11 protein-coding genes and 1 pseudogene are annotated in these 13766 nt (G+C 37.3%); 10 read left to right on the forward strand and 2 right to left on the reverse strand.

The window, feature by feature from the left end; translation table 11 throughout:
- Nucleotides 1-34: 34 nt before the first annotated feature.
- The 8 genes from G440_RS0105240 (at nucleotide 35) to G440_RS0105275 (ending at nucleotide 9486) form a co-directional block, all read left to right on the forward strand.
- Complete coding sequence (locus tag G440_RS0105240; RefSeq protein ID WP_026450339.1) at nucleotides 35-1792, forward strand: serine hydrolase; 1758 nt, start codon at nucleotides 35-37, stop codon at nucleotides 1790-1792.
- A gap of 286 nt (nucleotides 1793-2078) precedes the next feature.
- On the forward strand, nucleotides 2079-2651 hold the full coding sequence (locus G440_RS0105245; RefSeq protein WP_026450340.1) for a hypothetical protein: 573 nt from the start codon (nucleotides 2079-2081) through the stop codon (nucleotides 2649-2651).
- Between the two features lie 184 nt (nucleotides 2652-2835).
- Nucleotides 2836-3534 (forward strand): Dph6-related ATP pyrophosphatase, encoded by a 699-nt coding sequence (locus tag G440_RS19520; RefSeq protein WP_034259083.1) that lies wholly within the window; start codon nucleotides 2836-2838, stop codon nucleotides 3532-3534.
- Between the two features lie 150 nt (nucleotides 3535-3684).
- On the forward strand, nucleotides 3685-4722 hold the full coding sequence (locus tag G440_RS0105255) for a hypothetical protein (protein ID WP_157417869.1): 1038 nt from the start codon (nucleotides 3685-3687) through the stop codon (nucleotides 4720-4722).
- Between the two features lie 276 nt (nucleotides 4723-4998).
- On the forward strand, nucleotides 4999-7026 hold the full coding sequence (locus G440_RS0105260; RefSeq protein WP_026450342.1) for a T9SS type A sorting domain-containing protein: 2028 nt from the start codon (nucleotides 4999-5001) through the stop codon (nucleotides 7024-7026).
- 139 nt (nucleotides 7027-7165) lie between these two features.
- Entirely contained in the window at nucleotides 7166-8590 is a 1425-nt protein-coding gene (locus tag G440_RS0105265) for a helix-turn-helix domain-containing protein (protein WP_026450343.1), read from the forward strand.
- A 79-nt stretch (nucleotides 8591-8669) separates the two neighbouring features.
- Nucleotides 8670-9167: a hypothetical protein gene (locus tag G440_RS0105270; RefSeq protein WP_026450344.1), complete on the forward strand. Its 498-nt coding sequence runs from the start codon at nucleotides 8670-8672 to the stop codon at nucleotides 9165-9167.
- Nucleotides 9168-9171: 4 nt separating this feature from the next.
- Nucleotides 9172-9486, forward strand: coding sequence for a hypothetical protein (locus G440_RS0105275; protein ID WP_026450345.1), 315 nt, complete (start codon nucleotides 9172-9174; stop codon nucleotides 9484-9486).
- A gap of 98 nt (nucleotides 9487-9584) precedes the next feature.
- Here the strand turns inward: G440_RS0105275 and G440_RS0105280 are convergent, their stop codons facing one another.
- Nucleotides 9585-10472, reverse strand: coding sequence for a T9SS-dependent choice-of-anchor J family protein (locus G440_RS0105280; RefSeq protein ID WP_026450346.1), 888 nt, complete (start codon nucleotides 10470-10472; stop codon nucleotides 9585-9587).
- Nucleotides 10473-10766: 294 nt separating this feature from the next.
- On the opposite strand from G440_RS0105280, the pseudogene G440_RS0105285 reads away from it, so the two are divergent.
- Both G440_RS0105285 and obgE read left to right on the forward strand, forming a co-directional pair.
- A pseudogene (locus tag G440_RS0105285) lies at nucleotides 10767-11354 on the forward strand (adenylate kinase); the annotation flags it as partial.
- Nucleotides 11355-11435: 81 nt separating this feature from the next.
- Nucleotides 11436-12434 carry a GTPase ObgE gene (obgE, locus tag G440_RS0105290; RefSeq protein WP_026450348.1) on the forward strand — a complete coding sequence of 333 codons (999 nt, stop codon included), beginning with the start codon at nucleotides 11436-11438 and terminating at the stop codon, nucleotides 12432-12434.
- Nucleotides 12435-12501: 67 nt separating this feature from the next.
- Here obgE and G440_RS0105295 read toward each other — a convergent pair whose 3' ends face one another.
- On the reverse strand, nucleotides 12502-13668 hold the full coding sequence (locus G440_RS0105295; RefSeq protein WP_026450349.1) for an ATP-binding protein: 1167 nt from the start codon (nucleotides 13666-13668) through the stop codon (nucleotides 12502-12504).
- Between the last annotated feature and the right edge of the window lie 98 nt (nucleotides 13669-13766).

Here is a 13766-nt window from a genome sequence, read left to right on the forward strand (position 1 = left end):
CAAAATAATTTATCAATCAAAAATCAATCAAATCATGAAATCAAAAACAAACACCTTTCGCAGAACTGCCATAGTTGTGGTAGTCGCTTTTGTGGCAACGCTAAGCATTAGTTTCGCACAAACAAAAACGGCGCAATTAGACGAGCTTTTAAACAAATACACTGAATACGGCCAATTTAACGGGTCGGTATTGGTGGCAGATAAAGGGAAAGTTATTTATGAAAAAGGCTTCGGAATGGCCAATATGGAATGGGATATTCCAAATTCACCTGATACCAAATTCCGTTTGGGAAGTATCACCAAGCAATTTACAAGTATGCTCATTATGCAATTGGTAGCCGAAGGAAAGTTGGATTTGCAAGCCACGGTTTCTAAATATCTTCCAGATTATTCAAAAGTGAATGGCGATAAAATCACTATTCATCAATTGCTGACGCATACTTCTGGGATTCCGAATTATACTTCCTTCCCTAATTTCTTTAAAGAACTGAGCCGAAATCCATATACGCCTACTGAAATGTTGGAGTTATTCGCAGATGCTCCCTTAGAGTTTACTCCGGGCGAGCGGTTTGCATACAGTAATTCTGGATATGTTTTGCTGGGTGCTATCATTGAAAAAGTGACCGGTAAATCTTACGAAGATGTTCTACAGGAGAAAATTTTCGATCCCTTAAAAATGAAGGATTCAGGATATGATCATCACAGTACTATTCTAAAAAAGCGAGCTTCTGGTTATGAAATGAAAGGAAGTGTTCCTGAAAATGCGCCTTATATCGATATGTCTTCGCCTTATGCCGCAGGGGCGCTTTACTCAACTGTGGAAGATCTTTATTTGTGGGATCAAGCATTATACACCGAAAAATTACTTCCGAAGAAATACAGAGATATGCTGTTTAAACAATACATTCCTGCTTTTGGACAATATTATGGCTATGGTTGGGAAATAGGCAAGATGCCAATTGGAAGTACAAAAGACAGTGTTGCAGTTATTGCCCATAGTGGTGGAATTAACGGTTTTAACACAGATATAACGCGTATTCCACAAGATAGGGCGACTATTATTCTTTTGAACAATACCGGAGGAGCGCCTTTGGGTGCTATCACCAAGGCTGTTGCTGGAATTTTATACAATAAGCCGCATGATCTCCCGAAAAAATCCTTGGCAAAATCACTTTATAATGAAATCATAAATAATAACTTAAAGGCTGGACTTGTGTTTTACGAAAAAAATAAGGATTCAAAAGAATATTCGTTAAATGAAGATGAAATGAACAGCACAGGTTACAGTTTGTTGCAAGCGGGAAAGAAGAAGGAAGCGGAAGCAATTTTTAAACTGAATATGGAAGCCTTTCCAAAATCTTCAAATGTGTATGACAGTTATGCTGAGGTGTTAATGGAACAGGGAAAGAACGACTTAGCGATTGCCAATTATAAAAAATCCATCGAACTTAATCCAGCCAACCAAAACGGGATTGATATGCTAAAAAAGCTGGGTGTAGAAACTGAAGGAATAGTGAAAGATGTAACTGTTCCGGATGCAATTTTGGAAAGCTATGTTGGCGAGTATGAACTGAAACCTGGATTTGTTCTAAATGTTACCAAAGAAGGAGATCAGCTAAAAGCGCAAGCAACGGGACAACCTGCTTTTGATATTTTTCCAAAATCTGAAACCGAGTTTTATTTAAAAGTAGTTACCGCGCAGATTGTTTTTAATAAGAATGAAGCTGGGAAGGTTGAAAGTTTAACTTTATTTCAAGGAGGACAGGAGCTTCTTGGGAAACGTATTCAGTAATCGGTGCTCAGAAAATTAGTGGCAGTAGGCAGTTTCAGTAGGCAGTGTGTTGGTATAACTGTTCCCAGCTAGGCTAAAGTTTCTGCACACGAGAATGTTGAGTTTGCAGTATATTTGAAGGGATTTTATAATTGTATTTCATTTTGTATTTTTAATCCTTAGTTGATAAACATCCCTTTAGAATAATCTACCATAATTCTTGAAAATAGCGAGAATTTAAAACGCTGGCGATAGTGGTCAATTTCAACTTGAGTATTCATTATCATACACTGAAAAACCCAACATTATGAAGAAAGTACTTTTATTAATTACTGTTTTTATTTTCGCAATAGCTTGCGGAAATTCTGAAACTTCCAAAATAGAAAATGCCGAAACCGAAACGAGTGTAGCTGAAAAAGCAACTACTCCTGACGCAACCAAAACTGCCAGCTCCCCTTGTGAGTTCGTCTCCGAATCAAAAATTAAAGAAGTATTGGGCATACCTGCTGATGCTCCCACAGAAATGAAAGACGTGATGCGAACCTACCCATCCTGTTTTTACGAATGGGAGTCAGTAACGTTTAATGTAAAACGAAATATTTCAGGAAGGGAGATGAGTCTCGATTATCCCGCAGAGGCAAGCATTGTATTAGTTAAAGATGCTTCGGAAAAAATGTTCGAAATCTCTGGGAATGTTTATAAAGATGGAGAGGCGCAGGACGGCATTGGCGGGATGGCGGTTTGGGGAGAAAAAATGTCCCAACTTACCTTTTTGGCAAAGGGAACGATGGTTCATCTGCACGTGAAGGTTTCTAGTGATCCTGCGGATAACAAAGCGAAGGCGATTGAATTGGCAGATTTAATTATTAATAAGCTTTAATAACCTAGGAAAAACTAGTTATAGAAGTGAGAGGTTAGATTTGAGACTAAATTTCAACTAATCGAAGATCATTTTTGCGCAAATCCTTTTTAAAAAGAATAAAGCTCGCAACTTGGAACTGACTTGTTTCAGAACGGATAAGAACTTGTCAGGAAAAGTAGGAAATAAAGTTAAGTTTAGAAGAATGCCAAATCAAAAAAAGACATATTTCAACTGGAGCACTGGAAAGGATTCCGCTTTGGCATTATATTACTTGCTGCAGGATAAAAATTACACGGTAGATTATTTGCTTACTTCCGTCAATGCACATTTTCAGCGGGTAAGTATGCACGGGTTATCTGTAGATTTATTACAGCAACAATTTGATGCAATCGGGATTCCACACGGAACAATTCAACTGCCAGAACAGCCCACAAATGTTGAATATGAAAACCTGATGGGTGAAAAAGTAGAACAATTAAAAGCCGAAGGATTTGAATATTCCGCATTTGGCGATATCCTTTTAGAAGATCTCAAGAAATATCGGGAGGAGCAGTTGGAGCCTTTCGGCATAAAAACAGTTTTTCCGTTGTGGCAAAAAGACACTTTGCAGTTGATGGAAGAATTTATCGCCTTGGGATTTAAAACCATTGTAGTCTGCGTAAATGCTGCCGTGCTAGACTCGTCATTTGCGGGAAGAATAATCGATAAGGAGTTTTTAGACGATCTGCCAGAAGGAGTTGATCCTTGCGGTGAAAATGGAGAGTTCCACACTTTTTGTTTTGATGCGCCCTATTTTAAAAATCCAATAGCTTTTGAAATTGGAGAAACAGTTTATAGAGAATACACGCACGGAGAATCAAAAAATGGATTTTGGTTTTGCGATCTTCTACCTAAAATATAATCGACACTTCCTATTAATCTAAGTTGGCTAAAAAAATGCTGTTTATAAGTTATATTTGTGCCCCAGCATAAATCAAAACTCTAAACAGGCATGCCTATTTTCAAATTTTCAACCTTAGCTTTGCTGTGGTGTTGCTTTCTAATGCCGCAAATGGCACAAACGCAGGAGCAACAGGAACAGGAATTTGCCAAGGAATTGCAAGAAGCCAATCTAAGTGTTTATCAAGATGCTGAAAAAGCGGTAGAGATCAGTGCTTTCGTTTATAAAAATGCCAAGAATACCAGTACAAAGATCACCGCACTTGTAACCTTAGTCAATGCTTATACGGCCCTTAACCAAAGTGGGGAGGCTTTAAAATACGCTACTGAAACTTTTGAATTGGCAAAAACTTCAGAAAATATCCAGTACAAAATCTGGGCGCTCGGACTCTTGGGGGAGCAGTATCAAGTATCGCATTTAAACGGTATTTCTCGGGAATACCTGGATAGTGCAGAAGTATTGATCCAAAATTCTAATTTATCTGAAGAAGGAATGGCCGTTTCTCGCGGAAATATTTTCGCCATTAAAGGCAACGGTTATAAAGATGAAATTGATTGTGAATACGCCATTAAAAACTATGACTTGGCGATTGATTCCTATAAATCCATCCCAAAGTATTCTGCTGCTAGAAATAATCTGGCTTTGGTATTTCTGGAAAAGGGCAATTGCCTGCTCGAACTCAACGCCCTAAATGCAGCTGAAAAGAACTTTCGTTTAACACTTGATATTGCCCAAAAAAATGGCCTCGAGGAGTATATGCAAAGAGCGGAATTGGGTTTGGCAATGATAAAATCGCGGGAGGGAGATTTTACAAATTCAAAAGACGATGCCGAAGCATTATTGGCCACAATAGATACTAAGCTCCACCCAAAGTTAAAAAATGAATTATATCTTCTGTTGCGGGATAATTATCTCGTTCTGGGAGCTATGGAAAAGTACAATTTTTACAATCAGAAATACGAAAAGTCTGCTAGGGAAATTACCGATCTTGAAAAACATCAATTTCAGCAAGTACTCCAATTTGTGGAACAGAAACCGACGCCAGCAACAAATAATATCGGAATTGAAAATATCCTGCTTTATTCACTTTTACTTTTAAGCACGGCCATTGCTTTTTGGGAACTGTTTCAATGGGCAAGGAAAAGATGAGTTTAAAAATGAATATCCACTTCATTTTTCTTCAACTATTTTTGGAAATGGCTACTTGAAAAGCACCATTTTCTCAGATTTTCCTAAATTCCGTTCTTGCATTCTATTTTTCGGTCAAATTGCCTAATCCCTTTATATATAGGTTTTTTAAGAGTTTTTTGTTTAATGAATTCACGTAATTTTCGTTGATTTCGGTAGTTCCTAGTTTTTTATTGGGTATTGTTTTTACTTGTTTTGTTTTGAAATTATCACAATTCTAAATTAAAACTTTTACAGATGAAATTGAAATTATTACTCGTATCCCTTCTCTTCAGTTTTGCAGCTGCAGTTTCACAAAACACAGAAACTCCAGCCCAGGACGCAAATACAATTAAATTGGCAGACAAACCTTCCCGTGCTTTTAAACAGTTCGATTTGAAGACGCTTAACAGGCCAAAATCCATTAGTTCTCCTTTTGAAAGCAACAACGGCGGTGCTGCTTCAGGAAATACTGCAGGACGCACTTATAATGAGCTTGAGCCTTTTGCACAAATAGACATTCCACGTTGGGGAGTGATTAGCAATATAGAAACTGGTGGAGATGTTCTTTTCTCTGCACAGCGAATAGGCAATGATTTTAACGTTAAAACCTATGACGAAGATATTGAGATTGCAGAAAGTTTTTCGATAGAAGTTCCTGAATCTGCCAATCAGGTGGAGGTGATGAACCATTACTCTTCTAATTTCTTCAGCAATGATGGTTATGCTGAGTTTATGGTTTATGTTCATTATTTTGAAGGAACAAATCCAGGGCCAGACGATCAAGTTTGGGAAGTTTGGGTTGTAAACAGTAATGGCGAAATACTTGAGAAATTGACAGGTTTTTCCGCAGAGGCTAAAATAGATGCAGCTGGCAATCATAAATTGTTCACCTATTTTGACGATGATACAACGGTATCCATAAATTCAATAGATGTTGCTACGTGGGAAACGGTGGACACGTATACGTTCGATTCAGAATTGTTAATTTTCTTCTCAGGTTCTCCAATCAATTATATTACGGTAGATGGTGAGGAATATATTGCGGTGGCTCGTTACAAACACTTGTTTATGGACAATATGACTTTTGAAGTTTTTCCAGACAATAATTTAATAATCAAATTACTGGACTATAATTTGGAAGAAGTTAAAACGATGGCCTTAGATATTGATACCCGTTATCCAGACGCTGGGGAATTTGTGATCCCTATGGCCGATTTTGGAACTTTTTATAGAGATCAGACTTACGATATTTCTAGTAATATCTTTAATGCTGACAGTAAATTAGAAGTGGCTTACGGAATCTATTATTACGATATGATTAACGACACGGAGTGGAGCACCTATATGGTTGCCAATGAAGATGGTGAAATGATTCACGAGCTTAATGAGTATATCATTGATAGCTTTAAAGAAATGAACAGCATAGAAGGTCAAGACAACCAATTGGGCTTTTTGATGGGAGAAAATGGAGAGGCAACGAACTTGGCATTTTTCAATATTGAGAGCTGGGAATTTGAATTGAATTTAGAAGCTATGCACAATGGCGACAGATTATCTAATGATTTCAACAGAATTCCAACAGACGATTCTTACCACTTTGTAATTGGCCTAGGTGCGCCAGACGAAGAAAATGGCAATATTTATGGGGTTGTAAACGAATATGAAAGAGATGGTTCTCTTTTTAACAGACAAAGATTCCTTTTGCCGGAAGACGTGGTTCTTTTTCAACCAATACTTACGCGTTATGCTTTGATTCCTAATCTTTTTGCTGATGATGACGAGTTGTATTATATGTATTTATATAAAGAAATGGAAGCCAATGGTTCTGTTTTTAACAACGTAGTTATTTCAAAAGATACTGAAGATTATCTAGTAGAATTCAGAGGTGATACAGGCATAGGCAATATCATTGGTTCCACTTTCCTTACAGACGGTAATGGTACTTTTAATAAAATGACCCTTCAGTATGAAACTGGTAATGATGGCCTGTTAACAGATTTTTACAGACTTCCTTTCGAAGATATTTTAGGAGTTGAAACTCCAACTGAAGCTACTCAATTTGCTTTATATCCGAATCCAACTTCTGATTTCGTAAATATAAAAGCGAGTATGGCAACAAAAAACATTCAGGTTTACAACATAGCTGGTACTCTTTTAATCAATAAAATTTTAGGCAATGTGCAGGAGAGTATTGATGTATCTGCCTTGGCAACTGGATTATACATTGCAAAAGTTACTATGGAAAACGGAACCTCGCAGCAGGTAAAGTTTATTAAAAAGTAATATAACTACGATTAATTGTTCATTTACTTTGTTTGCAAAACTCCCCAATCTGAATATGATTGGGGAGTTTTTTTATGAAATTGCAAAAGAGCAGCCTTGCTAAAAAGATGTAGTTTTGCAGTTCCGAACAAAGGAGCTTATGAAATTCAGATTTATTTTATTCTTTCTATTTTTAATTCTGAGTGAAACGCTAACCTATTCCCAGAATTCAGAAAGAGAAAGATTGCTTGCAGAGGCTAATCAAAGTCGTTTTAACGATCCGCTCAAATCGCTCAAACTCTATGATTATTTGCTCACAAACAGCAATAATGAAGAGGCAATAGCCATTGAAATTAAGAGAATACAAATTAACCGTTTGCTCGCTCGCTACCAAGAAGCGGTAGAAATATCCCAAGAAATTAGAAGTGAAATAGCCCCGTTATCAAATGCTAGCTTAAAATTTGAATACTGGAGAGAACTTGCGATGCTTTACAGTGATTTGGATCTTAAATTAGAAGGAGAAAAGCTAGTTAAGAAAGCTCAAGTTGGCTATAATCGTCTTTCTACTGAAGCACAAAAAAAGTATGTCATTGATTTGCAATTGCTTTTAAATAAATACAAAGAAGATAAAACTCCCGAAGCCGAAATATATCGCTTACAGAATATTCTAAAAGAGATGAATGGTGAAGATGCGCGTCGGTCTTGGCTCCAATATCAAATAGGCACACTTTACTACTCTTTCCAAAAAGACTCCGCTAAAAAATATTTTGATAAGCTCATCCAGCCAAATACCACTTCTTCACTTAATAATTCTGCTGAGGTATATTCTCAGTTGTTGGATTCCATAAAAATTGAAGATAGTGTGATTCAAGCAAGTGCTAATCGAGATTTGTTCGATAGCAATTTGCGATTGATTCTTTTAAACAACGCCATAGATTTCTGGGAAGAAAGCGTAAATCCTGACAGTTTGATATACTTTCAGAAACAACTAAATACTGCAGAAAAAGGAGCTCAACTAGAACAGCGGCAGGCCAAAGTAGCTTTACTCCAGCATATTTACAGACAGAAAAAAATTGCTGTTGATGCCGAAAATAATTTAGAAAAAAAACGAATAGGAATTGCCATTGGCTTCTTGTGTTTAATGTTGTTGATTTATTTTGGATACAAGGTTTACTCAAGGAATAAACCCGTCAAACCTGCCGAAGAAGAAGCATCCAAAAGCATTGTTATTTCCGATAAAACGGAAGAAGAGATTCTGCAAAAACTTAAAAATTTTGAAAATTCAGAATTATTCCTTGACAAACAGATGCGTGTTGCCACCTTGGCAAAGCAGTTGGATACCAACACACGTTATCTTTCTACTATTATCAACTCAGCAAAAAATAAAACTTTTAATAATTATATAAATTCGCTTCGCATTCAATATATCCTTGATAAGCTACAGACAGATCCCAAATACCATAGTTATAAGATAAGTTATCTGGCCGAAGAGAGTGGTTTTGCTTCCCAAAGTAGTTTTACAACTGCTTTTAAGGATGTCACTGGTTTTACGCCTTCCGCGTATATCAAAAAATCAACGAGCTGAAAATTTTATAAAAACAACGTGTTTTGATTTCTATTTCCTTATAAATAACTAACTTAGTGTCGGTTATAAAGTTATAGGAATGAAATCTATTCAAATCCGTTTCTCGTTTTTTACGCTTTTAAGCTTGGTTTTATTGCTTGGCTGCCAGGCAACGCTAGCACCTGCTTATGACCAAGCTATTGTAGAAAAAGTAACTGAAAGCAGCGATTTGGCCATGCGCTTTTTTGCTGAAGTTGATGAAGGAACTGATAGTGATAGTTTTTTTATGAGACAACCAAGCTATGATCAACTCATAGGTGCTTTCGAATCACTGAAACTTCAAGCCAAAGCCCGTCCAGTGCCAAATAATATGGCAATGGACAAGATAAACAAATTGCTTCAGGACCGGGGAAGTGCACCCATATCAGACAACTATCCAAGTGCCTTCGCCTTTGAACAGATAGCCAACACCTTCAAGAAAATGAAGCAAACGGATAGAGAAAAAGGCTTAAGGGAATTCGCCATTAAAGCTTTTAAGGGGCAAGTGGAAATCTTTTTGGATCAAGCAATCACCTATGAATCATTTTTAAAACGCTAACGTCATGGCCGAAAATGTAGCTACAATCATCAACGAAATAAAAAGTATCGCTTCCGGTATTTTGCAAGAAGATATTTCCGAAGTCCGTGGTTTCAGTGAGCGGCAGGTGGAAGCCATCGCCATTCAAACAGAAATTATTCAGCAAGGAATTGCTAAAGGAGATATAGATGAAGATCTCCGCGAGTTTTTTCTAGACGGACTAGAAGCAATGACGCGCAATTTTATTAATACTCTAAAAGGTATTTTGATTGTTACCCTTGAAAAACTTTGGAATGCCTTGATAAACTTTCTTTATAAAGCCGTAGGAGTTGTAATTTGAGTAGTAAGTCTATTATAAAAAATCAGAATTCATTTTATAAAAAAACCTCACAAACGCTAACGTCTGTGAGGTTGAAATCAAAAAGCCTTTGACTTTACTTATTTTTTTACGATTTTCTGTGTAGCTGTATAATTACCGTCAGTAACGTTAATCATATAAACTCCATTAGAAAGTGTAGCGATATTCAACGAGTTCGTTGCGTTAAATTTCATAACTTCTTTGCCTAACATATCAGTAACTGTTACTGAAACATTATTTGCGTCAAATTTTGAAGATAGGTCAATGTTGAAAGTGTCAACAACTGGATTCGGGTAAATTGAAGCTACCGCTGTGTTAAAATCTGAAGTGCTCAAAGTTTCAGCTGTTACCATAAAATCATCCATCATTAACAATAACCCATCATTTGTAGTACAGTGAATTGCGATATAAATCTCCTGACCATCGTAATCTGATAGATCGAAATCAAACATTTCATATTCTGTTCCCGGGTTGATCATTGCAGAGATACTGTCAAAGTCGTCAACGCTGTTTCCTGTTGTAGATACTGCGATTTCAAATTGATCTGGTCCGTAGCTGTCTGTAAGTGCTTTGGCATAAAGCGATAATTTGGCATTTGTAGCACCAACTAATGAAATTTGTGGGCTAATTGTCCAGTCATCATTTGGAAATGGAGTGCCGTTAGCACCAGCCGCGAAAAAATATAAGCCTTTATCACCTGAGTAAGCATGGTAGATCGCTCCCGGATCTGGACTGATAAGCGTTGTATTGAAAATCATTCCAGCACCTACATAATTTGCATTTGGGAAATCACCTAATTCGGTAACACCCCAAGTATCTGACCCGTCAAGATCTACCTGAACCCATTCACCAAAGTTATCATATGTAAAATCTTCATAATCTTCGAAACTATCTTCAAAAATAGTTACTTGCGCATTCATGGTTGTAATTCCAGCTAGAAGAGCTAGAGAAAGTAGAGTTTTTTTCATTGTATTTGTTTTAATTTATTAAAGTTTGGTCTCAAATATTGAATTAAATTTTCAGAAATGTTCATTTCAAATGTTAATTAACTATTGAGGTTTTAAGACAAATTACTTCATAGAAAGCGTTTTGCGTTCTTTTTCATTTAGTTAGGAGTTTGTATTAATCAAAAAAAATATTGTGTATCGTATAGGCTAAAGATTAATCTTAAAATAACTTTAGATCATTTTAGACCAATAATCCCGATCCAGCTCTTTTATTATTTCGTAAATTTGCGACTTCATTTTTTCAATCATCACCAAAAAACCATACGCAACATGACCAATATTATTTTATTTGGCCCTCCGGGTGCAGGAAAAGGAACACAAGCTAACTTTTTGAAAGAAAAATACAACCTCGTACATATATCTACTGGCGACGTTTTCAGATTTAATATTAAAAATGAAACAGAGCTTGGTAATCTTGCGAAATCTTTTATGGCAAAAGGAAAATTGGTGCCAGACGAAATCACCATCGATATGTTGAGTAACGAACTCGACAACAACAGTGATGCCAATGGTTTTATCTTTGACGGTTTCCCAAGAACAGAAGCCCAAGCAGAAGCCCTTGGCTATTTAATGGACGATAAGGACTCAGAGATACACGCTATGGTTGCTTTGGAAGTAGATGACGAAGTATTGGTGCAGCGACTTTTGGAAAGAGGTAAAACCAGCGGCAGAGCCGATGACGCCGATGAAAACATTATTAGAAATCGTATAAAAGTATATTACAACGAAACCGCTATTCTAAAGGATTATTACGATAAAAAAGATATGTACTACGGTGTTGATGGTGTGGGAAGTATTGAAGAAATCACCGAAAGATTAAATAAGGTTATAGATAGTTTGTAGTTTGGAGTTTATGGTTTGGAGTTAGTTCAACGATAAACAGCAGGAATAAATAATAAAAATTAGTAATAAACAATAGAAAAGGTGACTGAAGGCAATTTTGTAGATTACGTAAAGATCCATGTTACTTCCGGAAAGGGAGGGCAGGGTAGTAAGCACATGCGACGGGAAAAATATATTCCCAAAGGTGGGCCAGATGGTGGTGATGGTGGTCGCGGTGGACACGTAATCGTAAAAGCAAACAAAAATCTTTGGACGCTTTATCATCTTAAATTTAAAAGACACTTTAAGTCGGAACACGGTAGTGCGGGAAGCAAACAAACTAGTACTGGTGCCGATGGGGCTGATGTGTATATAGAAGTACCACTGGGTACTGTTGTTCGCGATAAGGAGAGCAATGAAATACTCTTTGAACTAACGGAAGATGGGGAAGAGAAAATAGTAGCAAAAGGCGGTCGTGGCGGACTTGGAAATGCGCACTTCAAAACCTCAACGAACCAAACTCCGCGTTATTCCCAGCCAGGGGAAGAAGGGAAGGAAATAGATATCATCGTAGAACTGAAGATACTTGCCGATGTTGGTTTAGTAGGATTTCCAAATGCCGGAAAATCCACTTTGCTTTCGGTTATTACCGCTGCAAAACCCAAAATTGCCAATTACGAATTTACAACCCTAAAACCCAATCTGGGAATTGTAGAATACCGCGATTTCCAAACTTTTGTTGTAGCCGATATACCTGGAATTATTGAAGGTGCTGCGGAAGGAAAAGGGATTGGACATCGTTTTCTTCGCCATATTGAAAGAAACTCCACTTTGTTATTTCTCGTTCCCGCTGATGCACCCGATATCAAGGAACAGTACGAAATTCTTGTAGACGAACTGCGTCGCTATAATCCAGAACTCTTAGACAAAGAGCGCCTAATTGCCATTAGCAAAAGCGATATGCTTGATGATGAGCTAAAAGCAGAAATGAAAACCATCTTAGACAAGGAGTTTAAGGATATTCCATATCTATTTATTTCTTCCGTAGCCCAACAAGGGTTGACTGAGCTGAAGGATAAGCTTTGGAAGATGCTTAACTAACAGTTGGTTGCCGAGCGGCTCGGAGGTAGGGAAAATGTTGAGCTTATTGAGGGGCGAAGTTTGACGCCTAAAATTTTAAATTCCTAAAATTAATCATTCCGTTTTCCGAGCTGAAAATATCATTTTTTCCGTCGTATATCACTTGAGTTGAAACTACATTGGTTCCTGCTACTTTTCGAAAATAATCCAAACTCGCCATAAAACTTTTGGTAAATGCCTTTGCCGATTTTATTTCATAAGCGTACAGATCAACTCCTTTTTCTTCTATAAGGTCTACTTCAATTTGCGATTTGTCGCGATAGAAATAAAAGTGTGGCTCTTTGCCTTGGTTGTACCTATGCTTGAAAAACTCCAGTACAACCATATTCTCGAAAATAGCCCCACGCAATGGATGGGTTTCAAGTTGTTTTTCATTTTCTATCCCCAATAAAAAACAGACCAGACCCGTGTCATAAAAATACAGTTTGGGCGATTTGACCAAGCGTTTTCCTATATTTCGGAAAAAGGGTGGCAGACGGAAAAGTATATAAGAAGCCTCCAAGGTGCTTAGCCATTCCTGTACCGTGGGCACAGAAACACCAATGGCATTGGAAAGTGCCGAGGCATTGAGTTCGGTTCCTATCCTGCCGGCACATAATTTTATAAATGTCTGATATTTGGTGATGTTTTTTACGTTAAGAAGCTGGCGTACATCGCGTTCAATGTATGTGTTGTAATAATTTCTCGCCACGTCCTGGACGGGAATGTTCTTTCCCCAAACGGCTGGATAGCCACCATTGAATAATAAAGTGTTGGTTTCTATTCGGGAAATACTGTCGCTCAATTCTTTTAAAGACAAGGGTAAAAGGGTCAAAACCGCTACTCTTCCTGCCAGCGATTGTGTGATCCCTTGCATTAAGGAAAAATCGCTACTTCCGGTAAGTATAAATTGAGCCTCTTTATTTTCATCAACTATTAATTGTATGTAGGAAAAAAGCTCGGGCAAATGTTGGGCTTCGTCTATAATCAAGCCTTCCAAATGTTGTTCTAAAAATGCTTTTGGAGCAGTTTGGATTTGCTCTCGTGCGCTAATGTTTTCAAGATTTATATAGTGAAAATTGGCAAATTGATTTCGGCATAAAGTGGTTTTGCCCGACTGACGGGGCCCAGTAACTACAATTACAGCGAAATCTTCAGACAGTCGAGCCAATTCGTTCGAGAGCGTTCTTTTAAGATATGTATTTTTTGTCGACACTTTTAAAGTTGCGCTTTAAATCTGTCCAAATACATAAAATATTTCCTTTTAAAGCTAATCCTTATACCATATAGCAAAGAGATTAATGTGTAAGGGTA

Source organism: Aequorivita capsosiphonis DSM 23843 (assembly GCF_000429125.1).
Taxonomy (GTDB): domain Bacteria; phylum Bacteroidota; class Bacteroidia; order Flavobacteriales; family Flavobacteriaceae; genus Aequorivita; species Aequorivita capsosiphonis.

Bases quoted from the DNA above. Each gene is read 5' to 3' on its own strand.
- G440_RS0105240 (WP_026450339.1), top strand. From the start codon at position 35: ATGAAATCAAAAACAAACACCTTTCGCAGAACTGCCATAGTTGTGGTA.
- G440_RS0105245 (WP_026450340.1), top strand. From the start codon at position 2,079: ATGAAGAAAGTACTTTTATTAATTACTGTTTTTATTTTCGCAATAGCT.
- G440_RS19520 (WP_034259083.1), top strand. From the start codon at position 2,836: ATGCCAAATCAAAAAAAGACATATTTCAACTGGAGCACTGGAAAGGAT.
- G440_RS0105255 (WP_157417869.1), top strand. From the start codon at position 3,685: ATGGCACAAACGCAGGAGCAACAGGAACAGGAATTTGCCAAGGAATTG.
- G440_RS0105260 (WP_026450342.1), top strand. From the start codon at position 4,999: ATGAAATTGAAATTATTACTCGTATCCCTTCTCTTCAGTTTTGCAGCT.
- G440_RS0105265 (WP_026450343.1), top strand. From the start codon at position 7,166: ATGAAATTCAGATTTATTTTATTCTTTCTATTTTTAATTCTGAGTGAA.
- G440_RS0105270 (WP_026450344.1), top strand. From the start codon at position 8,670: ATGAAATCTATTCAAATCCGTTTCTCGTTTTTTACGCTTTTAAGCTTG.
- G440_RS0105275 (WP_026450345.1), top strand. From the start codon at position 9,172: ATGGCCGAAAATGTAGCTACAATCATCAACGAAATAAAAAGTATCGCT.
- G440_RS0105280 (WP_026450346.1), bottom strand. From the start codon at position 10,472: ATGAAAAAAACTCTACTTTCTCTAGCTCTTCTAGCTGGAATTACAACC.